The 21901-nt window shown below is 63.5% G+C and carries 21 protein-coding genes; 13 read left to right on the top strand and 8 right to left on the bottom strand.

What is annotated here, in order from left to right:
* Window positions 1-8 precede the first annotated feature (8 nt).
* A complete protein-coding gene (locus LU688_RS15350) occupies window positions 9-737 on the top strand; it encodes a (2Fe-2S) ferredoxin domain-containing protein (RefSeq protein WP_201755143.1) in 729 nt (242 codons plus the stop codon).
* Complete coding sequence (locus LU688_RS15345) at window positions 730-1653, top strand: ABC transporter substrate-binding protein (RefSeq protein ID WP_160291314.1); 924 nt, start codon at window positions 730-732, stop codon at window positions 1651-1653. The genes LU688_RS15350 and LU688_RS15345 overlap by 8 nt, the downstream gene beginning before the upstream one ends.
* A gap of 5 nt (window positions 1654-1658) precedes the next feature.
* Here LU688_RS15345 and LU688_RS15340 read toward each other — a convergent pair whose 3' ends face one another.
* A complete protein-coding gene (locus LU688_RS15340) occupies window positions 1659-3017 on the bottom strand; it encodes an 8-oxoguanine deaminase (protein WP_160291315.1) in 1359 nt (452 codons plus the stop codon).
* A 78-nt stretch (window positions 3018-3095) separates the two neighbouring features.
* The gene (locus LU688_RS15335; protein ID WP_158659505.1) at window positions 3096-3272 is read right to left on the bottom strand and encodes a hypothetical protein; all 177 of its coding nucleotides are present in this window, start codon (window positions 3270-3272) and stop codon (window positions 3096-3098) included.
* A gap of 313 nt (window positions 3273-3585) precedes the next feature.
* Here LU688_RS15335 and LU688_RS15330 point away from each other — a divergent pair, with 313 nt between their 5' ends.
* Entirely contained in the window at window positions 3586-6462 is a 2877-nt protein-coding gene (locus LU688_RS15330; RefSeq protein ID WP_160291316.1) for an HD domain-containing phosphohydrolase, read from the top strand.
* A gap of 32 nt (window positions 6463-6494) precedes the next feature.
* Window positions 6495-7025, top strand: a complete 531-nt coding sequence (locus tag LU688_RS15325) for an MgtC/SapB family protein (RefSeq protein WP_038706226.1) — start codon at window positions 6495-6497, stop codon at window positions 7023-7025.
* A gap of 538 nt (window positions 7026-7563) precedes the next feature.
* On the opposite strand, the gene LU688_RS15320 is transcribed toward LU688_RS15325, so the two are convergent.
* The 3 genes from LU688_RS15320 to LU688_RS15310 all read right to left on the bottom strand — a co-directional run bounded on the left by LU688_RS15320 (window position 7564) and on the right by LU688_RS15310 (window position 9841).
* On the bottom strand, window positions 7564-8463 hold the full coding sequence (locus LU688_RS15320) for a hydroxymethylglutaryl-CoA lyase (protein ID WP_094012571.1): 900 nt from the start codon (window positions 8461-8463) through the stop codon (window positions 7564-7566).
* A gap of 20 nt (window positions 8464-8483) precedes the next feature.
* The gene (locus LU688_RS15315) at window positions 8484-8885 is read right to left on the bottom strand and encodes a MerR family transcriptional regulator (protein ID WP_023631568.1); all 402 of its coding nucleotides are present in this window, start codon (window positions 8883-8885) and stop codon (window positions 8484-8486) included.
* A gap of 83 nt (window positions 8886-8968) precedes the next feature.
* Window positions 8969-9841 (bottom strand): helix-turn-helix domain-containing protein, encoded by an 873-nt coding sequence (locus tag LU688_RS15310; protein WP_023631569.1) that lies wholly within the window; start codon window positions 9839-9841, stop codon window positions 8969-8971.
* A 171-nt stretch (window positions 9842-10012) separates the two neighbouring features.
* Here LU688_RS15310 and pobA point away from each other — a divergent pair, with 171 nt between their 5' ends.
* The gene (gene pobA / locus LU688_RS15305; protein WP_023631570.1) at window positions 10013-11200 is read left to right on the top strand and encodes a 4-hydroxybenzoate 3-monooxygenase; all 1188 of its coding nucleotides are present in this window, start codon (window positions 10013-10015) and stop codon (window positions 11198-11200) included.
* 8 nt (window positions 11201-11208) lie between these two features.
* On the opposite strand, the gene LU688_RS15300 is transcribed toward pobA, so the two are convergent.
* Entirely contained in the window at window positions 11209-11871 is a 663-nt protein-coding gene (locus LU688_RS15300; protein WP_023631571.1) for an ankyrin repeat domain-containing protein, read from the bottom strand.
* Window positions 11872-12029: 158 nt separating this feature from the next.
* Between LU688_RS15300 and LU688_RS15295 the strand changes: the two genes are divergently transcribed.
* Window positions 12030-12911: a LysR substrate-binding domain-containing protein gene (locus LU688_RS15295; RefSeq protein WP_023631572.1), complete on the top strand. Its 882-nt coding sequence runs from the start codon at window positions 12030-12032 to the stop codon at window positions 12909-12911.
* Window positions 12912-12923: 12 nt separating this feature from the next.
* On the opposite strand, the gene LU688_RS15290 is transcribed toward LU688_RS15295, so the two are convergent.
* On the bottom strand, window positions 12924-13652 hold the full coding sequence (locus LU688_RS15290; protein ID WP_160291317.1) for a DUF899 domain-containing protein: 729 nt from the start codon (window positions 13650-13652) through the stop codon (window positions 12924-12926).
* A 778-nt stretch (window positions 13653-14430) separates the two neighbouring features.
* On the opposite strand from LU688_RS15290, the gene LU688_RS15285 reads away from it, so the two are divergent.
* Entirely contained in the window at window positions 14431-15609 is a 1179-nt protein-coding gene (locus LU688_RS15285) for an integrase core domain-containing protein (RefSeq protein ID WP_104444790.1), read from the top strand.
* 391 nt (window positions 15610-16000) lie between these two features.
* On the opposite strand, the gene LU688_RS15280 is transcribed toward LU688_RS15285, so the two are convergent.
* A complete protein-coding gene (locus tag LU688_RS15280) occupies window positions 16001-16666 on the bottom strand; it encodes an HAD family hydrolase (protein ID WP_160291409.1) in 666 nt (221 codons plus the stop codon).
* Between the two features lie 197 nt (window positions 16667-16863).
* Here LU688_RS15280 and LU688_RS15275 point away from each other — a divergent pair, with 197 nt between their 5' ends.
* The 6 genes from LU688_RS15275 to imuA all read left to right on the top strand — a co-directional run bounded on the left by LU688_RS15275 (window position 16864) and on the right by imuA (window position 21897).
* Window positions 16864-17274, top strand: coding sequence for an acyl-CoA thioesterase (locus LU688_RS15275; protein ID WP_094012624.1), 411 nt, complete (start codon window positions 16864-16866; stop codon window positions 17272-17274).
* A gap of 268 nt (window positions 17275-17542) precedes the next feature.
* The gene (locus tag LU688_RS15270; RefSeq protein ID WP_052062209.1) at window positions 17543-18070 is read left to right on the top strand and encodes a thioesterase family protein; all 528 of its coding nucleotides are present in this window, start codon (window positions 17543-17545) and stop codon (window positions 18068-18070) included.
* Window positions 18071-18234: 164 nt separating this feature from the next.
* Window positions 18235-18996, top strand: coding sequence for a hypothetical protein (locus LU688_RS15265; protein ID WP_094012625.1), 762 nt, complete (start codon window positions 18235-18237; stop codon window positions 18994-18996).
* A gap of 3 nt (window positions 18997-18999) precedes the next feature.
* Complete coding sequence (locus tag LU688_RS15260) at window positions 19000-20598, top strand: hypothetical protein (protein ID WP_023630673.1); 1599 nt, start codon at window positions 19000-19002, stop codon at window positions 20596-20598.
* Window positions 20599-20668: 70 nt separating this feature from the next.
* Complete coding sequence (gene lexA / locus LU688_RS15255; protein WP_094012631.1) at window positions 20669-21277, top strand: transcriptional repressor LexA; 609 nt, start codon at window positions 20669-20671, stop codon at window positions 21275-21277.
* A complete protein-coding gene (imuA, locus tag LU688_RS15250; protein WP_038706221.1) occupies window positions 21277-21897 on the top strand; it encodes a translesion DNA synthesis-associated protein ImuA in 621 nt (206 codons plus the stop codon). The genes lexA and imuA overlap by 1 nt, the downstream gene beginning before the upstream one ends.
* The last annotated feature ends 4 nt before the right edge of the window (window positions 21898-21901 follow it).

Below are 21901 nucleotides of genomic sequence, written 5' to 3'. Positions count from 1 at the left end.
GCGTGAGCATGGACTACCAGCGCGTGTTGTTCGTCGGCCCTGGCCTGGGTGGCGGCTCGGCGGCCGAAGCTTTCGGCGCCGAGATTCGCGACCTGCGTGGCCACGAGGCGGGCCGGGATATCGTCGACACCCTGGAGGGTTTCGACGGGCTCTGGGCGGTGATCCGCGAGGCCCTCGACCAGGGCGTGGGACGCCTGCTGGTGGTGGACCTGGAACCCACCTCGGACAGCGCCTACCTGGACTGGCTGCGCGATGAGCTGGGGCGCCTGGCGCAAGCTCGGGCCGGCGTCTGGGTCACGGCCCAGGCCCTGGGGCGGCGCGGCCTGGATGCGCGAGTGGCCTGTGCCAGCATCGGTGAACCTGCCCGTCACCTGGCGTGCGACCAGGTCAACGCGGTGGCCAGCGACCCGGACTGGTCGCGGGTGCCCGAACATGCCCGCCAGGTGTTCCTCTGCACCGGCCCTCGCTGCGTGCGGCGCGGTGCCTTGCCGCTGTGGAAACGCCTGCGCCGGCTGCTGCTGGAGCGTGACCTGATCGAGACCCCGGGCGGCGTGCTGCTGACCCGCACCGGTTGCCAGTTTCCCTGCAACCTGGGGCCCGTGTTGACGGTGCACCCGGACGGCTGCTGGTATCGGGTACGTGATGATCGGGAGGTGGAGGAATTGGTGGAAACGCATCTAGAGGGCGGAAGGGTCGCCAAAGCACTGTTGATCAAGGGAGGGACGTGCGATGCGTAAAGCCTGGCTGCTGTCGATGGCCTTGTGCTGTGGCACACCGGCCCTGGCGGACAGCTATCGCAACTGCGGGCAGGACTGGCAACGGCCCGCTGCGGCGCCTGCGCGTATCGTCGCCCTCAACCAGCACGCGGCCGACCTGCTGCTCGCCCTCGGCGCGGGGCCGTCGATGGTCGGGGTGGCCTACCTGGACGACAACGGCGCCGCCTACAAGCAGGGCCGCTACCAGGGTGTGCCGGTGATCGCCCGGGAGTATCCGGCCAGCGAAGTGTTGTACGCGCAAAGGCCGGATCTGGTGGTCGGTGGATTCGCCACGGCCTTTGGCGATGGGATCACCTCGCGCAGCAGATTGGCCGGCAACGGGATTGTCACCTACCTGCTCGAGTCGGCCTGTAACGGCCACTCGCTGGACTACTATGGCCATGTCCGGCGTGACCTGACTGTGCTCGGCGAGCTGTTGGGCAGACAGGCGAGGGCGCAGGCATTGATCGAGGCGATGGAGACCGACCTGGCGCAGGCCAGGGCGATCGCACCCAGCGGCAAGCCACTGTCGGTGTTCTACCTCGACAGCGAGGTGCGGGGCCTGGACAGCGAGGGCGGACGTGGGTTCGTCACGCCGCTGCTGGCCGCCGCCGGGGCGCGCAATGTGCTTGCCGGGATCGACCAGTACCGCGTGACGATCAACCGCGAGGCATTGCTGAGCAGTGACCCCGACGTGATCCTGCTGGCCGACGCCCTGTGGTCGCCGGCCAGCCGCAAGCGTCAGCTGCTGACCCGCGACCCGGTGCTTTCGAGCCTGCGGGCGGTGCGCGAGAATCGCATGATCGATATCCCGTTCACCCAGCTGATGCCCACGCCGGCCAGCGGGCGCGTGGCCCTGGAACTGGCGCGGCAGCTCAGGGGGATGGCTGTTCCATAGCCGGCCTACTCGCCGATGACCAACTGACGCGCCAACTGGTTATGACGCTCCAGCACTATTGGCAGGTCGACGGTAGTGATGCGCCCGTCCTGAACCACCACACGTCCGTTGATCACACTGGTGTCGACGTGGGTCGGGGTGCAGAACACCAGCGCCGCCAGCGGGTCGTGGAGGGCGCCGGCATAGGCCACATGACCAAGGTCGAAGGCGACGAAGTCGGCGACCATACCCGGTGCCAGGGCACCGATATCGTCACGGTTGAGCACCTTGGCACCACCCAGGGTGGCGATTTCCAGTGCTTCGCGGGCGGTCATCGCATCCGGGCCGAAGCCGACCCGTTGCAGCAGCAAGGCCTGGCGTACCTCGCCGATCATGCTGGCGCCGTCGTTGGATGCCGAACCATCGACCCCCAGCCCCACCGGCACGCCGTGGTCGCGCATCTTGCGGATCGGCGCGATGCCCGAGGCCAGGCGCATGTTCGAGCACGGGCAGTGGGCGACCCCGGTGCCGGTGCGGGCGAACAGCTCGATGCCATGCTGGTCGAGTTGCACGCAGTGGGCATGCCACACATCGTGGCCGACCCAGCCCAGGTCCTCGGCGTATTCGGCCGGAGTCATGCCGAACTTCTCGCGGCTGTAGGCGATGTCGTTGACGTTCTCGGCCAGGTGGGTGTGCAGCGACACGCCGTACTCGCGGGCCAGGACCGCTGCTTCGCGCATCAGGTCGCGGCTCACCGAGAACGGCGAGCAGGGCGCCACCACCACGCGCCGCATCGAGCCATGGCTGGCGTCGTGGTAGTCCTCGATCAGGCGCTGGGATTCCTTGAGGATGTCGCTTTCCTTTTCCACCACCGAGTCCGGCGGCAGGCCGCCCTGGCTGCGGCCGACGCTCATGCTGCCGCGGGCGGCGTGGAAGCGCATGCCGATTTCCTCGGCGGCGTGGATGCTGTCGTCGAGCTTGCAGCCATTGGGGTAGATGTACAGGTGGTCGCTGGAGGTGGTGCAGCCCGAGAGGATCAGCTCGGCCATGGCCGTCTGGGTCGAGACCGCGATCATCTCCGGGGTCAGCCGCGCCCAGATCGGATAGAGGTTGGTCAGCCAGTTGAACAGCTCGCCATCCTGGGCCGCCGGCACCACGCGGGTAAGGCTCTGGTACATGTGGTGGTGGGTGTTGACCAGGCCGGGGATGACCACCTTGCCGGTCATGTCGAGGATCACGTCGGCGTTTTGCGGCAGCGTTTCGCTGGGGCCGACCTGGCGGATCACGTTGTCTTCGATGTACAGGCCGCCGCGTTTGATTTCACGGCGTTGGCCGTCCATGGTCACCAGCAGTTCGGCGTTCTTGACCAGTAGGGTCTTGGGCATGTATGTCCCCTCCCGTTTGGGATGTGTTTTCTGATTGTAGAGAGGCGCCTGGTGCATGGGCCGGGCGCACCAGGGCCGTCAGGCGCCGCGGCGTGGCCGGGCGTCGATGACAGGGGCGAACGGTTCACCGCGCACGTGCCAAGGCTGCGCCATGGCGGGCGCATCGGGCAGGTGGGCAGACGGTGACAGGGCGAATGCGGCAAGTGGCATTCGCGAAGGATGCCCGGTGAAGGCGGGCGGCAGTGGATGTCGCATGGCTTGAGCCTGTCGCAATACGCAACGGCGATGACCGTTGTCGTAGGCGCGAGGCAGTGTAAACAGAATTCGCTTGTTTTGTATACGATGGAATGTCTCGGCGAACCGCGGCCTGCAATCGCTTCGAAAAAGTGCATGCAGTCTTATATGGCGTCGTGCCACTATCGGGTTGTCTCGCTGCCAGCGGATATCTCGGGCCGGCACGTTCGCATGGGCTGATTACACTGTGGAAATCGCCACACGGGGGAGTACCTGGGATGGGCTGCGTGTTGAGAGGGCAGGCTGGACGGGCGTCCGCTCGAGGTAGACGGCCATGAACAACCGTGGCCGGAGCATTTCCCTGCAATGGCTGGTGGCATTGGCGATCATGCTGGGCATGCTGGCGCTGGGCGCGGCCCTGGCCTGGCAAGCCTACCTGGGCGTGCGCCAGGCCCTGGTGGCCGCCGCCGGCGATGCCGCCCAGCAGGTGGGCCGGACCATCGACGAGCGCGCCCGACGCCTGGTTGACCCGGTGCAGAGCAGCATTCGTCTGCTGGCCTTCAGCCCGGCGTCGGATACGTTGGCCGAGCGTCTCGAGCAATTGCCGCAACTGGCCGAGAGTCTGCGTGCCAACCGCATGCTCAGCGCTGCCTACGTCGGTTATCCCAACGGTGAATTCCTGCTGGTCCGCCGTTTGCGCGACCCGCAATTATTGCAGCGCTTCGCTGCTCCGGCAGACACGGCGTTCCTGGTCCAGACCGTCACCCAAGGCGAGGATGGCACGATGCAGGGGGAGTGGCGCTTCTATGACGCGGAGCTGACCCTGTTGCAGCGCCAGAGCAAGTCCGACTATCAATACGATCCACGCCAACGTCCCTGGTTCATCGAAGCGAGCGCGCAGCCTGAAACCGTGCTCACTCGCCCCTACGTGTTCTTCACCACCCGCGAGATCGGCCTGACCATGGCCCAGCGCAGTGCCCAGGGCACGGCAGTGATCGGCATGGATGTCTCGGTCAGCGACTTGGCCAGCGAGAGCCGCGACCTGCGCATTACCGCAGGTACCGAGATCGCCGTGGTCGACGACCAGGGCAACGTGGTGGCCTATCCGGACCTGCAACGGGTGGTCGTGCGCGAGGGTGAGAGCGTGCGCCTGTCGCGCATTGGCGAGCTGGGCATCGGCAGCCTTGCGCATATCTACGCCGACATGCCCCAGGGCGCGAGCCCGCAGCCGTACCAAGTCGAGGGGCAGACCTGGTACGGCATGCGCGTGCCGCTTACCTCCATGGCCGGACAGCACCTGCAGGTGCTGATCGCCGTGCCGGCCCACGAACTGCTGGCCGGCGCGCGCAAGGTGCTGCTCGAGCAATTGCTCTGGGCGGTGGTACTGGCCGCCGTGTTGCTGTTGCTCGGCGGGTTGCTTGGCCGGCGCATCGGCCGTCCGTTGCGCCGGCTGACCGAGCAGGTGCAGGGCCTGGCCAGTTTCGATTTCAGCCGTGAGGTGGGCGTTGTCTCGCGGGTTTCCGAAGTACGTGAGTTGAGTCGGGTGCTGAGCCGCATGTCCGGCACCATCCGCAACTTCCAGGCGATCACCCTTACGTTGAGCCGCGAGACCCAACTCGAAGGCATGCTCGACGGCGTGCTCAATCACCTGGTGGCGGCGGCGGGCGTCAGCGCCGGTGCGGTGTACCTGTACGACGACAACACTCGGTTGCGCCTGGCCGCCGCCAGTCGCGGCCATGACTACCCTGAGGAACTGGCGGTGCCTGAAGGCGAGCGGCATGACCTGGCCAGCGCGGTTACCCAGGCCCTCGCATGGCAAGGGCGCAGCCTGGCGGTGGTGCTCAATGACCGCGGCCAGGCGCTGCTCGGCATCCTGGTGCTGCAACTCGCCGATGCGAACGCGGCCCTGGGCCAGCCGTTCCAGCGCTTCGTCGAGGAACTGTCCGGAGCCGCCGCCGTGGCCATCGAGACCCGCCAGCTGGTCGAGGCCCAGCAGCGCCTGCTGGACGCCATGATCAAGTTGCTGGCCGACGCCATCGACGCCAAGAGCCCCTATACCGGCGGCCATTGCGAACGGGTGCCGCAACTGGCGCAGATGCTCCTGGACCAAGCCGTGCAGGCTGACAGCGGCCCCTATGCCGACTTCAGCATGAGCGAGGCCGAGCGCTACGAATTCCGCGTGGCCGCCTGGCTGCACGACTGCGGCAAGATCACCAGCCCCGAATACGTGGTGGACAAGGCGACCAAGCTGGAGACCTTGTACAACCGCATCCACGAGGTGCGCATGCGTTTCGAGGTGCTCTGGCGCGACGCCGAGGTCGCCTACTGGCAAGGCGTGGCCAACGGCGATGACGAGCCTGCGCTGCGGCGCACGCTGGAGGCATGCCGGGCAACCTTGCAGGAGGAGTTCGCCTTCGTCGCCAACGCCAACATCGGTGGCGAGTTCATGCAGGAGGCCGATATCGAGCGCCTGCGCACTATCGGCCAGCGCCGCTGGCGGCGGCACTTCGACAACCGCCTGGGCATCTCCCGCGATGAGGCGGAGCGGTTCACCGACATCTCGGCGGCAACCTTGCCGGTGGACGAGCCCCTGCTTGCCGACCGCGATGAGCACCGGGTGCCCTGGGGCGATCGTACGCCGCCGGTGGCCAAGGACGACCCGCGCAACCACTGGGGTTTCGACATGCGCCTGCCGGCCCATGCCAGCAACCACGGCGAGCTGTACAACCTGTCGATCCGCCGCGGCACGCTCAACGACGAAGAGCGCTTCAAGATCAACGAGCACATCGTGCAGACCATCATCATGCTCAGCGCGCTGCCGTTCCCGCGCCAGCTCAGGCGCGTGCCGTCTATCGCCGGCAACCATCACGAGAAGATGGACGGCAGCGGCTACCCGCGCAGGCTTGGCCAGGAGGCGCTGAGCATCCCCGAGCGGGTGATGGCGATCGCCGACATCTTCGAGGCGCTGACCGCGGCGGACCGGCCCTACAAGGCGCCGAAGACCCTGTCCGAGTCGGTGAAGATCCTGGTGTTCATGGCGCGGGACAAGCATGTCGACGGGCAGTTGCTGCGCTTGTTCCTGAGTAGCGGGGTATACCGGCAATATGCCGAGCGCTTCCTGCGCCCCGAGCAGATCGATGAACTGGACGTAGCGTACTGGATGGAGCAGTTGCAGGGTTTCACGCCAGAGCAATCCACCTACACTTCTTGAGACCTGTTCGGCGGGATCTCTGGAGGCACCCGATGGAAGCATTCTGGCAAGCCTTTTTGGCGGCGTTGCAGACCGAATTCGCCGATGTCGCCGACGCGCGCGAGGTCTCGCGGATCCTCATCCGCCTTCTGATGGCGGCTTTGCTGGGGGCGGTGCTGGGTTTCGAGCGCGAGAGCAAGGGCAAGTCGGCCGGGGTGCGCACGCACATGCTGGTGTCCATGGGCGCGGCCTTGTTCGTCCTCGCACCGAGCATGGCCGGGGCGGACGAGCAAGCGTTGAGCCGGGTGATCCAGGGCATCGTCGCCGGGATCGGCTTTCTCGGCGCGGGCACGATTCTCAAGGGCAATGGCCGCGACACCAGTCACGTCAAGGGCCTGACCACCGCGGCCGGGTTATGGATGACCGCCGCCATCGGCACGGCCGCCGGCATGGGGCGCGAGGCCACGGCGCTGGTCAGCACGGTGCTGGCGCTGCTGGTGCTGGCGAGCATGCCGTTGCTGGTGGAAAAGGTCGAAGGCGAGCATGAGGACAAGCGCGAGGAGGAGGAGGGCAGGAAGCACTGAGGGGAGCCGAAGCTCCCCTCATAAGCGTTGTTGCCTGCTCTTTTCTTATTATTGGAGACTGGCCTGTTGTTGTTTTTGTCGGCTGTCGTCTCTGCACTGCGGGGCCCCCAACCGGGGCCAAGAGCAAACGTATTTTTTTGAGCGCTGACCTGCGTTCATCCAACGTGATCCAACCTTGACTGCCGCTACCTCGGAGGTAGTTTTATTGTTCTTGCCAGGTTGCGGGGCCGGAACCCCTGGAATGCACGTCGACTCCAAAAAAATCTGCTTGCTACGCCTCTGCCGTGTTGTTCTTGTTATGTCAGAGCCGTTTACTGTTGTTTTTATTGGGTATCGCGTTTTTTGTTCTTGTTATGCCTAAAGATATAGCAGGTGGCGTGCCAACTTTTGAAAGCCCTTTAAAATCAACGACTTGTTGATTTTGCAGAGTAGATTGGCACGTGAAAATCTGTCGAATTGTTTCCCTGTTACCCGATTTTCTTCTGCGCAGCGTGTAGGCGGTAACACTCCACCCACACCTGTGTGACAAGCGTGTGACTCAGCGAACGCCGCGGGCCTTCGCCACCCGCGAACCGGTGGCGCGCCCGAGCACTTCGCTGATACGCAGGCCCGCGGCGATCAGCCGGTTCAGGTCAATGCCGGTTTCGATGCCCAGCCCTTGCAGCAGGTACACCACATCTTCGCTGGCGACGTTACCGGTGGCACCCTTGGCGTAGGGGCAGCCGCCCAGGCCGGCCACCGAGCTGTCGAACACGCTGATGCCCTCGAGCAGGCTGGCATAGACGTTGGCCAGCGCCTGGCCGTAGGTGTCGTGGAAGTGCCCGGCCAGCTGCGCGCGGGGCACTTGGGCCGAGACCACCTCGAACAGGCGGCGGGTGTCACCGGCGGTGCCGGTGCCGATGGTGTCGCCCAGCGACACTTCATAGCAGCCCATGTCATGCAGGGCCTTGGCCACCGGTGCCACCTGCTCGGCGCTGATGCGTCCCTCGTAGGGGCAGCCGAGCACGCAGGAGACATAGCCGCGCACCCGCACACCCTGGCTGCGGGCAGACTCCATGATTGGCTCGAAACGCTTGAGGCTGTCACTGATCGAGCAATTGATGTTGCGCTGGGAGAACGCTTCGGACGCCGCCGCGAACACCGCCACTTCCTTCACCCCGGCGGCCAGGGCATCCTCGAAACCGCGCAGGTTGGGCGCCAGCGCCGCATAGGTGACGCCCTCGCGCTGACGGATACCGGCGAACACTTCGCCGGAGCCGGCCATTTGCGGGACCCATTTGGGCGAAACGAAGCTGCCCACTTCTATGTAGGCGAGCCCGGCGTCGGTGAGGTCATCCACCAGGCGCACCTTGTCGGCGACGCTGATGGGCTGGGCTTCGTTCTGCAGGCCGTCGCGCGGGCCGACTTCGACCAGGCGGACATTCTTGGGCAATGACATGGCGGGCTTCCTGTGGCGGATCAACGGTGGGTGTGCGGCGGGTTCAGGGTGGCGGCCAGGGCCTGCTCGCAACGCTCCTGGGCGGTGTCCAGCTCCAGGTGCATCTGCTGGATGTCGAGCATCTGCTGTTCGAGCTGGGCGCGGCGTTCGGCGATCTTCGCCAGCATGCTGGTGAGCTGTTTCTGGTTGCCGCCGGAGGGGTCGTAGAGTTCGATCAGTTCACGGCATTCGGCCAGCGAGAAACCGATGCGCTTGCCGCGCAGGATCAGTTTGAGCGTGACCTTGTCGCGGGCCGAGTAGATGCGTTCCAGGCCGCGTCGTTCAGGGCTGAGCAGACCCTGCTCCTCATAGAAGCGGATGGCGCGGGTGGTGATGTCCAGTTCGCGGGACAGGTCGGAGATGCTGTAGGTCTGGCTGCTCATGCTTGCGCTCGGGGGAGGGAATGCGAGTAACCTAATGCCAGGTTGACGTATACGTCAAGCAAGCGCTGTGCTTGCAGCCCCGCTCAGACACTCACGGATTTGCGGTATGCCTTGGGCGTCTGCCCGTCGAGCCGTTTGAAGAACCGTGCAAAGTAGGTCGGGTCGCTGAACCCCAGGCTGTCGGACAACTGGCTGATGCTCATGCGCGTGTAGGCAAGATTGCGCCGTGCTTCGAGCAGCAGGCGCTGGTGGATCACCTGCAACGCCGATTGCCCGGCCAGCGCCCGGCACAGCTGGTTCAACAGCAGGCTGGTGATGCCCAGGCGCGCGGCGAAATCGTCCACGGCAAGGTGCTCGCGGTAATGCGCCTCGACCAGGCGCAGGTAACGGCCGAGCAACTGCTGGTCCCGTTCGTCCTGGCTGCGCGCTGGCAAGGCGGCTTGTTGGCGGTTGATCCACACCATCAGCGCGGTGACCAATGCCTGCAGCATGGGGCCGCGGGCCGGGGCGCTGCCCTGGTACTCCTGCTGCAGCGTGTCGATCAGGCCGTGCAGGCGCATGCGGTCCTTGCCCAGCGGGTAGCACCGTGCCGCCGCCAGCACGCTCAGGGGCGCGCCCAGGCGCTTTTCCAGATCGACCACCAAGGCCGTGCCGAACGTCAGCACATGCCCCTGGATATCGGCGCTGAAGCGAAAGCCATGGACAGTCAGCGGCGGCACCACCTGGATCGCCGCCTCGCGAATCACCCGGCGTTCGCCCTCGATCTCCACCTGTGCCTCGCCGCGCTGCACATAGAGCAGCTGGAACAGTTCGGCGTGCCGGTGCGGCTTGATCTCCCAGTGGTGCAGACGGCTGCGCGCCGGGATCGACTCGCAGTGCAGCAGGTCGGTATCCGGCCAGGCGCGGTGCTCGCCATACAGCTGGAACAACGGGATGCCGGGAAGGGGGCTGTGCATGGGGTAGGGTCTGTCCGTTAATCGAACGAATTTCAAGAAAGTGCAGTTTTCAAAACGGATTTCGCACGTTCTGCACATTTTTCAGCAGTAAAAATACAGGTGCAAACCCTAACAGCAGATGCGCGGCCTTTGCCAGTGCAAAGCCGGCATCGTCATCGTGAGACAACAACAATGAAGACTCAGGTTGCAATCATCGGCGCCGGCCCGTCCGGCCTGCTGCTCGGCCAGCTGCTGCACAACGCCGGCATCGATACGCTGATCGTCGAGCGCCAGACCCCGGACTATGTGCTGGGGCGCATCCGTGCCGGCGTGCTCGAACAGGGCACGGTCGAGTTGCTGCGCGAAGCCGGCGTGGCCCAGCGCATGGATCGCGAAGGGTTGGTCCATGAAGGGGTCGAGTTGCTGGTCGGTGGTCATCGCCAGCGTCTTGACCTCAAGGCACTGACCGCTGGCAAGACGGTGATGGTCTACGGCCAGACCGAGGTCACCCGCGACCTGATGCAGGCTCGCGAGCTGAGTGGGGCGCCGATCATCTATGCGGCCAACAATGTCCAGCCCCATGACATCGAGGGGCCGCGGCCTTACCTGACGTTCGACAAGGACGGTCGCCAGCACCGGGTCGAGTGCGATTACATCGCCGGCTGCGATGGCTTCCATGGCGTGGCCAGGCAGAGCATCCCGGCCAGCGTGCTGAAGGTGTACGAGCGGGTCTATCCGTTCGGCTGGCTGGGACTGCTGGCCGATACCCCGCCGGTCAACCATGAGCTGATCTACGCCCATCACGAACGCGGTTTCGTGCTGTGCAGCCAGCGCTCGCAGACGCGCAGCCGCTACTACCTGCAGGTGCCGCTGCAAGAGCGGGTCGAGGACTGGTCCGACGAGCGCTTCTGGACCGAACTCAAGGCGCGCCTGCCACAGGCGGTGGCCGAACAACTGGTGACCGGGCCTGCGCTGGAGAAGAGCATCGCGCCGCTGCGCAGCCTGGTGGTCGAGCCGATGCAGCATGGCCGCCTGTTCCTGGTCGGCGACGCCGCCCACATCGTGCCGCCCACCGGCGCCAAGGGCCTGAACCTGGCAGCCTCGGACGTCAACTACCTGTACCGGATCCTGGTCAAGGTCTACCGCGAGGGGCGCACCGACCTGCTGGCGCAGTATTCGCCCATGGCGTTGCGGCGGGTATGGAAGGGTGAGCGCTTCAGTTGGTTCATGACCCAGCTGCTGCATGACTTCGGCGAACACCAGGATGACTGGGACCGCAAGATGCAGGCGGCCGATCGCGAGTACTACCTGGGGTCGGCGGCGGGGCTGGCGAATATCGCCGAGAACTATGTGGGTCTGCCGTTCGAAGCTGTGGAATAACTGCCGCGTCAGCGGCGCTTGGGGCTTTCCAGCAAGGTGACCATTTCGCGATAACCGCGTTGGCGCGCATGCTCCAGCGCAGTCACGCCGTCCTTGTCGGCAATTAGCGGGTCAGCCCCGGCCGCCAGCAATTGGCGCACGATTTCCACATGCCGCGGGCCGCCATCGCCGAGGATCACCGCCTCGAGCAACGCGGTCCAGTGCAGGCGGTTGAGGTGGTTCACATCGACACCGGCCGCGATCAGCAACTGCACGGTGCTCACATGCCCGCGTTCGGCGGCCGGGATCAGCGCGGTACCACCGTAGCGGTTGGTGCTCTTCAGGTCGGCGCCATGGGCCAGGGTCAGGCGCAGGATGTCGTCCAGCCCCCGTGCGCCCGCGTACAGGTAGGGGCTGTCGTTGATATTGTCCTTGGCGTTGACGTCGGCGCCGGCCTCGATCAGTACCTTGGCGGCTTCCACTTCATTGGCGTGGGTGGCCACCAGCAACGCGGTCTGGCCCTGGTCGTTGCGGCTATCGGCCTGCGCGCCCCGATCGAGCAGTTGACGCACGGCAGGGGCATCGCCGCGGCGAGCGGCATCGAGCAACGCAGTGTTCATGGCAGGGATCTCGGCATGGCTGGCAAGGCTGGTGAACAGGGTCAGCAGCAAGGCGGTGAACGGCAGGCGCATGGTGGTCGGCTCCTGATAGGACGAGGGTCCATGCTAGGCGGCCTGTGTTTGTAGCAGAAGTGAATAATCTGGATGGATCCCAGTGTATTTGCGCATGTTGCCGGGTATCGCTACCCGTGGTAGAAGTCAGGCTTGTCATTCAGAATTTGAATATCAAGATGTCTGCCAGCGTAAAACCAAATAGGGCCCTGTTCGACCTCGACCTGCTGCGCGCCATCGTCGTGGTGGCTGACTGCGGCAGTTTCACCACCGCCGCGGCGCGCCTGCATTCCACTCAGTCGACCATCAGCCAGAAGGTCCGCCGCCTCGAGGACATGGTCGGCCACCGCCTGCTTGTGCGTGGCAACCGCGATGTGCTGCCCACTGATGCCGGGCAGACCCTGCTCGGTTATGCGCGGCACATGCTGGCCCTCAATGACCAGATGCTCGAGGCGTTGGCTGGGGCCATGGTCGGGGTAACCGTGCGCCTGGGCGTGCCGGAGGATTTCGTCGGCGGGCGCACCACCAATGCGTTGTCCGCGTTCAGCCGGCAGCACCCCCAGGTCAAGCTGGAAGTCACCAGCGGGCTATGCCGCGATCTCAGCCAGGCCTATGACAACGGCGAGCTCGACCTGGTGCTGCTCAAGCAGCGGCGCAACAGCCGCGAGGGCGTGGCCTGCTGGCCGGAGCGCCTGCAATGGATCGACAGCGCGCGCATGCCGTCTTTCGATCTCGACCCGATTCCCTTGGTGACTTTTCCGCCCCGCGGGCTGTACCGCGATGACATGATCAGCGCGATCGAAGGCATGGGCCGGCGCTGGCGCATCAGCTTCACCAGCTCGAGCCTCAGCGGTATCCAGGCGGCGGTGGCCGACGGCATGGGTATCAGCCTGCTGCCGCCGCGGGCAGCGCTGCTCGAGCACCGGGTGCTGGGCATCGAGCAGGGGCTGCCGGAGGTGGACAGCTACGAGATCGTCATCGTGCATCGTCCCACGGCAGATGTGATGGTCAAGGCACTGGCCGAGGTCTTGACAGAGTTGCTGGCGGTGCAGGCGATCTGACCTGCCGGAAACTCACTCCTTGCAGCAGTGCGGCTTGCCACTGGCACCTTCATAGCGATCATGATGCCGCACCCAGTCCATAGTCCTGTCCTCGTTGCGCCCCAGGGGCGCGAGGTCGAGGAAGTTGTACGCATTGATCAGGATGTCCAGCCCCCGGGCATAGGTGGAGTAGGTGTGGTACAGGCTGCCGTCGCTATCGCGGTAGAACGCGCTGAGCCCGGGCAGCTCCGTTTCGTCGCCGGTGTAGGGTTCGTAGTTGTACTGGGCGCTGCCATCGGTGGCGACAGTGACGCCGAAATCCTGGTTGAAGCGGCTGCCGTGCGAGGAGAACCATGGGAAGTGCCAGCCCATGCGCTTGCGGAACGCCTGGAACTCGGCATAGGGCGCCTGCGAAACCGCCACCAGGGAAACATCGTGGTGGGCCAGGTGCAGGTTGGCGCCGTCGAAGTGGTCGGCCAGGAACGAGCAGCCCGGGCAGCCTTCGTGCCAGCCGTCGGCGAACATGAAGTGATAGACCAGCAACTGGCTGCGCTCGGCGAACAGCTCAACCAGGCCCAGCTCACCGTCCGGGCCCTGGAAACGGTAGTCCTGCTCCACCGCTACCCAGGGCAGGGCGCGGCGGGCGGCGGCGAGCTCGTCGCGTTGATGGGTGAAGGCCTTCTCGTGCAGCCAGAGCTGCTGGCGGGCGGCGAGCCATTGGCTGCGGGTTGCCACGGGGTGTTTGGGGGCTGGATGGCTCATGGGCGTGACTCCACGCTTGGGGGTTCACCCCGTAGTCGGATGGCCTTTAGGTAATTCGACAGTTTGTATCCGTTATCGACGAATGGTTGATCCGGAACCGGGAGTTTGCATTTACCGTTGATCACGAGCAGTTTGCTCTCGCTCTCGCTCTCGCTCTCGCTCTCGCTCTCGCTCTCGCTCTCGCTCTCGCTCTCGCTCTGCTTTTGCTTCTAAGCGCGCGATAGTTCAGGCGACACAAATTGCGACTTCAGGAGGCCGAACGTAGGTCTTGCGGAGGGAGGTGACGGGCATGGATGCCCGTCAAGCGCTGCGCCCCAGGATGGGGCGTTCAGCGCGGTCCTCCCGGGACCCCGGAGCGAAGCGTAGGGGCCGGATGAATGGAGCGAGGATTTTTTGGTTCCTTTTTGATCCTTCAAAAAGGGACCCGCCGTAAGGGCGGAAAGGTGATTATGCGTCACCGTCGGAAATGAATGCGCATATAAATTTCAAAACACACACTGTGTAAGTCAAAGTCAAAGTCAAAGTCAAAGTCAAAGTCAAAGTCAAAGTCAAAGTCAAAGTCAAAGACAATCGGCATCGGTTTTTATAGTGGTAAGTGCATTCATTTACGATGTCGACGCACAGTCACCTTTTCGCCTTTACGGCGAGTTCCTTTTTGTCGTGGCAAAAAGGAACCAAAAACCGTGCGCGGTATGACTCACCCACATGGGTTACAAATCAGTTCACGCACATAGGTAACAGTCTTTAACTGGCAGGGTCGGTTTTCGAGGATCTGACCATGCCTTGGCGAGAGCTGAAACCTATGGACCTTAAAATGCTTTTCATTGCGGATTACCTGCAGGGGCCGCCCAGCTTCAGCGCCCTGTGCCAGGCCTACGAGATCAGCCGAAAGACCGGCTACAAATGGGTCGAGCGATATGAGAAAGAGGGGCCTTCGGGGCTGGAAGAACGCAGCCGCCGCCGGTTGAACCAGGATTGGGTCGTACCCGCCGCAGTTCGCGAAGCCATCATCGAATTGCGCAGTCGAGGCGAAACGGAACCGGGGCCGAAAAAGATCCAGGCTGCGCTGCAGGAGCGTTTCCCTGATCAGGCGCCGCCCTCGAAGACAGCGATCTACAACATCCTCAAGAAAGCCCAATTGGTCAAACCACGCCGCTTACGTCAGCGTGTAGCGGTCTATCCCAAGCCCCTGGAGAAGGCCGAGTCGCCTAACCAGCTGTTCAGTGCGGACTACAAAGGTCAATTTCTGACAGGTGCAGGCGTCTGGTGCTATCCGCTGACGATCATGGATCACGCCAGTCGTTTCCTGCTCGCCTGCCACAGCATGCCCAATACCAACCTGCTGGAAACCCAGGCCGTTTTCACCCAAGTGTTCCGAGAGAATGGTTTGCCTGAGCGGATTCGTACCGATAACGGTGTGCCGTTTGCCAGTAAGGGGCGTGCGGGACTTTCTCAGCTGTCGATCTGGTGGCTGCGTCTAGGCATCATTCCCGAGCGCATTGCGCCTGGTCGGCCTGAACAAAATGGCCGCCACGAGCGCATGCATCGAACGCTCAAAAGCACGCTCCCATCGCCGCCGGCAGTGGCCTGGGAGGCTCAACAACGGCACTTTGATCGCTTTCGGCAGCACTACAATCACGAGCGCTTGCATGAAGCGCTGAAGCAGAAAACACCGGCGTCTTGCTACCAGCCATCTCCACGCCCATTCCCTGAAAAGCTCCCCGAAATGACCTATCCCAGTCATATCGAGAGCTTGCCGGCTGATAGCTCCGGCATCATCAATCGCCGGGGCTTGAGGATCTACGTAGGTTATGTGCTCAAGCACCAGACCATTGGACTGGAGCAGGTTGGGGATGGCGTCTGGGATGTTATTTTCGGTCCCATCATCCTTGGCAGAGTCGATGTGCGGGATGCCACTGATGGTTATGTAACACTCAAGGTGTTGTCACCTATGTGAGTGAACTTTTGTGTAACCCATGTGGGTGATCCGTACAGCGCTCCATTCATCCGGCCCTCCGCTTCGCTCCGGGTTCCCTCACTCCGGCCTTGCTCCCGGGAGGACCGCGCTGAACGCCCCATCCTGGGGCGCAGCGCTTGACGGGCATCCATGCCCGTCACCTCCCTCCGCAAGACCTCCGTTCGGCCTCCTGAAGTCGCGAAGTTACGGGCGGCGCCTGGGCTGACGCAGCTGTCGCTAGCTGGGTAGGGCGCTAGACTCCTGATCGGCAACGGCAACGGCAACGGCAACGGCAACGGCAACGGCAACGGCAACGGCAACGGCAACAATTCGAACGTTTGCAAAACTCAGGTCGACCTGCCGGTGGAAAAAGCCATGAGGTGTCAGTTGATCAGGCCGTCTCTTGCATCCGTCCGATCACATCCCACAACCGCGGATCGTCATAGTCTTCGATCACCAGCCGCGCCCCGGCTTCCAGCAGTCGTTCGGCCGGCTGGGTAGTGGCCAGGCCCACGGTAAAGATGCCGGCATCGACAGCCGCCTTGACGCCAGGCAGCGAGTCCTCGAAGGCCAGCGCCTGCCCGGCCTGGGCCTGCAGGCACTGCAGCCCGGTGAGGTAGGGCAGGGGATCGGGCTTGGGCCGTGCCAGCTCATCGGCGACCAGCACATGGCCGAAACGCTCGCCAAGGCCCATGGCCCCGAGCATGTGCTCGGCGTTCAGGCGCGGCGCGTTGGTCACCACGCACATGCCGATGCCGTGCTGCTCGGCATGTGCCAGCAGATGCAGCAGGCCGGGCATTGGTGTCAGGGTTGGCGACAGTTCGCGGAACAACGCCTCCTTGCGCTCGGCCAGGACCTGGCGGTGGGTGGCATCGGCCTGGGGAAACAGCTCGGCGAACAACAGACCGTTGGAGCGTCCGCTGACCTGGGTGTTGAACTGCTCCTGAGTCAGCTTGCGGCCATCGTAGTCGTACAGCAGCTTGCGGAAGGCTTGCAAGTGCAGCGTGTCGGTATCGGTGAGGGTCCCATCGAGATCGAACAGCAGGGCGGTCAGCATCGGGCATCCTTAAGGGGGAGAAACCATTCAGCAGCATCTTATGCCATCAGCATTGGAAAGTGCAGTTGGCCGGTTCTTTCGCGTTTTCGGCACAAGTCTCACAGGCAGTGGGGCTGCCGAGCAAACGCTCCAGCCCCAAGAGACCCTGAACGGTTACTATCGGCTGCCAGGCATCCACTGCACGGAGCACCCACCCCATGCCTTTCGTCACCACCCGCAAGATCCTGTTCGGCGATTGCGACCCCGCCGGGATCGTCTACACGCCGCGTATCAGTTACTTCGTCATCGAGGCGATCCACGAGTTTCTTTCCCACCAGCTGGGCGGCGAAGGCCTGCGCAAGCTGTTCGCCATGGGTGTCATGCCGCCGGCAAGGGCATTGTCCATCGAGTTCCTGGCGCCGATGGCCTGGGACGACCTGATCCGCGTGCACGTCAGCAGCGGGCCGCTCGGCCGCACATCGTTCAGTTTCAATGTGGAAGGGGTAGGAGCCAGTGGCGAGTCATGTTTCCGCGCCAGCATGACCCAGGTATGCGTCTGCTCCGATAGCAAGCAACCGGTTGATCTGCCCGAGGCACTGCGCCGGGCACTGAGCAGCACCACAGACTGATGTGCATCACTACGGATAGATATGTCATCAACCAACAAACGTTTCAGCATCAATTGGATATAAAGTCCAAACGTGACCGGTTATTCAGTTGCGTTTTTCCGTTTAATTGAGGCTGTTGCCACTGGTTGCTCCTGTTGAAAGCTGTTAGCTTTCGCCCCGCTCCGGAATTAAACAAGCAGGCCTGCAACGCGCCGCTTGCGGCCACCCGAAAAAACAACGGGTGACCGAACAGGGAACGATAATAAAAATCCTAGGGAGGGATAACTGGATGAATCTCTACATCCGTCTGTTGCTGGCTATTCTGCGCGGTTTCTTCAAGCCGCCGATGGCCCTGACCGAAACGCTGCAGCGTACGCTGCGGGTCTGGCCGAACGATATAGACATCAATAAACACATGAACAACGGCCGTTACATGACGATTGTCGATCTGTTCATGCTGGAACTTTGCCTGCGTGCGAAGATCCTTATTCCTGCCTTCAAGTTGGGTTGGAAACCCATGCTCGGCGGTAATCTGGTCGTCTATAAAAAGCAACTTTCCATGTTCGAACAATACACCGCCGAGTTCAGCATCTGCTGCCTCGACGAGAGCTGGACCTACTTCCAGTACACCTTCTTCAACCGTGCCGGTGAAGTGGTGGTGACTGGTTATTCCAAGGGCGCCTGGGTCGGTCGCAAAGGCCTGGTCGCCAACGCGGTGATCGCCGAAAAGCTCAAGGTCGAACCCACTACCGCGCCGATGCCCGAAGCCATCAGGAAATGGCTTGAGGCTGAGGCCCACGTGCTCGGCAAGGCCTGAGCCAGGTCGCGTCTCGGCCCACTTGGCAAACACCACACCCACGTAATCCGTCCATTGCTCCACGGCACCGGGCCTCTGGCCTGGCGCCGCGCGCGGCAGGCTTTGCCGTGCCCGCCATTCGCGCCTGGCCCACGTCGATCCATGAATGAGTAGGGAAACACCTCATGCCGAACACCTTGTTGTTGATGTTGGTTCTTTTCGCGGTCTTGCTGCTGGTCGCCGAGCTGTTCAGGCGCTACCGCCTGGTGGGCCTGACCTTCTTCGTGCTGGCGCTGCCGGCGTTACTGGTGCCGAACGCCAACCTGTTCATGCGCATCAAGACCATCAGCGTGCTGCTGCCCATGTGCTTCCTGGCTTACGCCAGGTACAGGCCGAAAATCGAAGGTTTCATCTACAAGCTCATCTACCTGGTGATCGTGCTCAACATCATCGAAGCCTCAGTGATCGACTGGCAAACCGGCAACGTCCTCAACATCGTCGCCGCCGTGGGCCTGATCCTGTGCCTGCCGTACTCGCGCCAACACTGGGAGATCTCAGGCCGCCACAGTGATTTCGTGGTGCGCGTCCCGGCCTACTGGCCCTACCTGTACACCACCTGGAACCTGTGTTTCCTGTACTCGGCGCGGATCACCACCTTCGGCTACGCACTGCCGCTGTTGCTGGCGCCGGTGGCCTACGCCTTGCTCCTGCGCCGCTCCGACCTGTACTTCCAGGCCCGCGCCTACACCTTCGGCTTCTACCTGTTCGTGCGCACTATCGCCGGCGACGCCCCGCTGATGAACCTGCCGGCCTTCGATCTGACGACTTGGTACAGCCCCGACGCCGCGCTCATCTGGAGCGTCGTCAACGTGATTTTCACAGGCGCCTGCCTGTACAGCTACGGCGCAAGCCGCAAGAAGAACAAAGCGATCGAACAAGGAGTTTGAAGCATGCTGGAAGTTATCCTGCTGGCGTTTTTCATCACCGCCAGCCCGGTGATCCTGTTGATGAGCAAGACCCGGGCCGAGCCATTGAAGCATGTGTACATCGGCCTGTATTACGTAAAGTTCGTACCGTTGCTGTTGTCGCTGTACGCGATCAATCTCAGCGCCAGTTTCCTGGCCTGGAAGTGGGTGCAGTTGAAATGGCTGCTGCCGCGCTACTTCGGCTACCGCCACTACAACCGCGACTCCATCTCGATGGAGAGCACGGCGATCCCGGGCACTGACTACCACATGGGCTACATCCCCAAGAAACTGCCCGCCGAACTGGTCTATCGCTGGAGAAAAGACAAGGTCTACCATAACTACATCCAGTCGATCATCAAGGCCAACCGCGACTACTACAAAGTACCGCTGGGCCAGTTCCCGCAACCGACGGCGATTTCCGACGAGGACCTGAAAGTCTTCCTGATGTCGTCGCAGATCACCCATTACCTGCAGACGGTCGATGGCGTATCGACCTTCGACATGCGTGATTTCACCCGCGAGATCCGCCTGTCCAGCTCGGTGTTCGACGTGGCCAGCATTTCCATCGCCCAGGACTTCGCCACCGACAGCATGCGCATCACCCTGCGCGACGGCTTCAGCGTCGGCCCGGGCGAGCCGCACTGGGACCTGGCCAAGGTCTACTTCATGTCGAACACCATGGTGTTCTTCATCCTCGGCGCGCACCTGCACCATCACCTGTTCTTCGCCGAAATGGGAGCGGCGTTCCTGTTCAACCTGGTGCCCAAGGGCTCCAACTTCCACAAGCTGATGGACCCGCACACCGCCTATATCCTGATGCTCAACCACCAGTTCAAGGAATCGCCGCTGTCGCTGCGCGAAACCACAGGCATCGCCGACAAGTTCCTCTACAGCTGCATCGGCTACTACTCGGCGCAGACCTTCTACAAGGTCGGCTATGAAAACGCCCTGAACATGTACAACAAGCGCGACACCGAAGACCAGGCGCTGACCCAGAAATTCGAGATCAAGTTCGCCATCCCGTTCGACCAGTACCTCAATGGCCAGCACGCACTCAACGCCCAGTACCGCGACTACTACGCGGCGGTGCTGAAGTTCGTCACGGCCAGTTACGACGACCTGCTGCGCGACGGCTCCGAGCCCTACATCAACAACTGGGTCGCCGAGCTGTGCCGCTATGTCAACCTGCCGTGCCAGGCCAATGACAAGGCCTTCAACATCGAAGTGATCGCCACCTATATCTGGTACGTATCGTTCGTCCACTCCCTGGAGCACTACCAGTTCCACAAGTACAAGATGAACTACTGCCTGCTGACCCGGCTGCCGTTCGCGGTCGCCAAGCACTTGCCCGCGGAACAGGTGTTCAGCCAGTACGACATCTGGAAGTCCAAGCACATCGTGCACACCTTCGGCAAGAACCACCTCAATGCCGGTGTCTCGGAGAGCTATGCCGACCTGGACTACAAGTTCCGCGACCTGCCGCTGATCGACAAGCAGGCGCAACTGAAGAAGGACGTACTCGCGCTACTGGAGAAACACCAGACGCCAAACGAGGCGATCGCTTTGTCCATTCGCTACTGAGCCTGGGCGCGGAAGGCCAGCGACGAAGGGGTCTGTTCAGTTTTCGCAGAAAGGAGTACAAATGTGCTCCATGGACAATTTATCCCCCAAACGCCGCGCCATCCTCGAATTCATCCGCGAGCGCATCACCGATCAAGGCCAGCCGCCGTCGCTGGCCGACATCGCCGAGCGCTTCGGTTTCGCTTCGCGCAGCGTGGCGCGCAAGCACATCACCGCCCTGAGCCAGGGCGGCTTCATCGACGTCACCCCCAACCAGGCGCGGGGTATCCGCCTGGCCGAGCCGCTGCGCCGGCCCGAGATCCTCGAAGTGCCGGTGCTCGGCCAGGTCGCCGCCGGTGCGCCGATCGGGCCCGACCTCGATATCCACGAGCAGTTGCTGCTCGACCCCAGCCTGTTCCGGCGTACCCCTGACTACCTGCTCAAGGTGCGCGGCGACTCGATGGTCGACGACGGCATCTTCGACGGTGACCTGGTCGGCATTCGCCAGCAGGGCGAGGCCCGCGACGGGCAGATCGTGGTCGCCCGGCTCGACGGCGAGGTGACCATCAAACGCCTGCAGCGCATCCGCGGCGGTTATCGCCTGCTGCCGCGCAACCCGGCCTATGCCCCCATCGATGTGAGCCCCGAGCGCGAGTTCTTCATTGAAGGCGTGTTCTGCGGCTTGCTGAGGCGTGACTGATGGGCGCGGTGGTCGAACTCGACCGGCTGCTCGACCAGCGCCAGGTATGGCGCGGGCGGCAGGCCCGGGCGCGCCCGCAGGGCCTGCAGCCCACCGGGCATGCCACCCTCGATGGTCGGCTGCCGGAAGGCGGTTGGCCGGCGGCGTCGCTCAGCGAGCTGCTGCTGGCCAGCCCCGGCTGCGGTGAGTTGCAGTTGCTCTGGCCCACGCTTGCCCGGCTGAGTGGGGAAGGGCAGCGGGTGGTGCTGGTGGCGCCGCCGTTCATCCCTTATGCACCGGCCTGGCAGGCTGCCGGAGTCGACCTGCGCTGGCTGGTGCAGGTCGACGCCGAGGCCGGCGATGCCCTGTGGGCGGCCGAGCAGTGCCTGCGCTCGGGCAGTTGCGCCGCGGTGTTGTGCTGGCCGGAGCGTGCCGATGATCGGGCGCTGCGGCGTTTGCAAGTGGCCGCGGAAACCGGCAACGCGCTGGCGTTCGCCTGCCGCCCGCGACAGGCCGCGCTGAACCCTTCGCCCGCCGCCCTGCGCATTGCCCTCGACCTGCGCCCGGCACAGTGGCGCGTGCTCAAGTGCCGGGGTGGCCTGCCGCCTGCCGCACCCATCGCCTGCCCAGGGCAGGGGTGATGCG

Origin of the sequence: Pseudomonas soli (assembly GCF_021283165.2) — a bacterium.
Taxonomy (GTDB): domain Bacteria; phylum Pseudomonadota; class Gammaproteobacteria; order Pseudomonadales; family Pseudomonadaceae; genus Aquipseudomonas; species Aquipseudomonas soli.
The sequence above is the reverse complement of the archived record's forward strand: the minus strand, read 5'-3'. Positions and strand labels throughout refer to the sequence as shown.

Coding starts and splice junctions, on each gene's coding strand:
- LU688_RS15345 (WP_160291314.1), top strand. CDS start 730: ATGCGTAAAGCCTGGCTGCTGTCGATGGCCTTGTGCTGTGGCACACCG.
- LU688_RS15290 (WP_160291317.1), bottom strand. CDS start 13,652: ATGAGCCATCCAGCCCCCAAACACCCCGTGGCAACCCGCAGCCAATGG.
- LU688_RS15310 (WP_023631569.1), bottom strand. CDS start 9,841: ATGCACAGCCCCCTTCCCGGCATCCCGTTGTTCCAGCTGTATGGCGAG.
- LU688_RS15330 (WP_160291316.1), top strand. CDS start 3,586: ATGAACAACCGTGGCCGGAGCATTTCCCTGCAATGGCTGGTGGCATTG.
- LU688_RS15325 (WP_038706226.1), top strand. CDS start 6,495: ATGGAAGCATTCTGGCAAGCCTTTTTGGCGGCGTTGCAGACCGAATTC.
- LU688_RS15300 (WP_023631571.1), bottom strand. CDS start 11,871: ATGCGCCTGCCGTTCACCGCCTTGCTGCTGACCCTGTTCACCAGCCTT.
- LU688_RS15315 (WP_023631568.1), bottom strand. CDS start 8,885: ATGAGCAGCCAGACCTACAGCATCTCCGACCTGTCCCGCGAACTGGAC.
- LU688_RS15340 (WP_160291315.1), bottom strand. CDS start 3,017: ATGCCCAAGACCCTACTGGTCAAGAACGCCGAACTGCTGGTGACCATG.
- imuA (WP_038706221.1), top strand. CDS start 21,277: ATGGGCGCGGTGGTCGAACTCGACCGGCTGCTCGACCAGCGCCAGGTA.
- LU688_RS15260 (WP_023630673.1), top strand. CDS start 19,000: ATGCTGGAAGTTATCCTGCTGGCGTTTTTCATCACCGCCAGCCCGGTG.
- pobA (WP_023631570.1), top strand. CDS start 10,013: ATGAAGACTCAGGTTGCAATCATCGGCGCCGGCCCGTCCGGCCTGCTG.
- LU688_RS15285 (WP_104444790.1), top strand. CDS start 14,431: ATGCCTTGGCGAGAGCTGAAACCTATGGACCTTAAAATGCTTTTCATT.
- lexA (WP_094012631.1), top strand. CDS start 20,669: ATGGACAATTTATCCCCCAAACGCCGCGCCATCCTCGAATTCATCCGC.
- LU688_RS15335 (WP_158659505.1), bottom strand. CDS start 3,272: ATGCGACATCCACTGCCGCCCGCCTTCACCGGGCATCCTTCGCGAATG.
- LU688_RS15295 (WP_023631572.1), top strand. CDS start 12,030: ATGTCTGCCAGCGTAAAACCAAATAGGGCCCTGTTCGACCTCGACCTG.
- LU688_RS15280 (WP_160291409.1), bottom strand. CDS start 16,666: ATGCTGACCGCCCTGCTGTTCGATCTCGATGGGACCCTCACCGATACC.
- LU688_RS15320 (WP_094012571.1), bottom strand. CDS start 8,463: ATGTCATTGCCCAAGAATGTCCGCCTGGTCGAAGTCGGCCCGCGCGAC.
- LU688_RS15350 (WP_201755143.1), top strand. CDS start 9: ATGGACTACCAGCGCGTGTTGTTCGTCGGCCCTGGCCTGGGTGGCGGC.
- LU688_RS15270 (WP_052062209.1), top strand. CDS start 17,543: ATGAATCTCTACATCCGTCTGTTGCTGGCTATTCTGCGCGGTTTCTTC.
- LU688_RS15275 (WP_094012624.1), top strand. CDS start 16,864: ATGCCTTTCGTCACCACCCGCAAGATCCTGTTCGGCGATTGCGACCCC.
- LU688_RS15265 (WP_094012625.1), top strand. CDS start 18,235: ATGCCGAACACCTTGTTGTTGATGTTGGTTCTTTTCGCGGTCTTGCTG.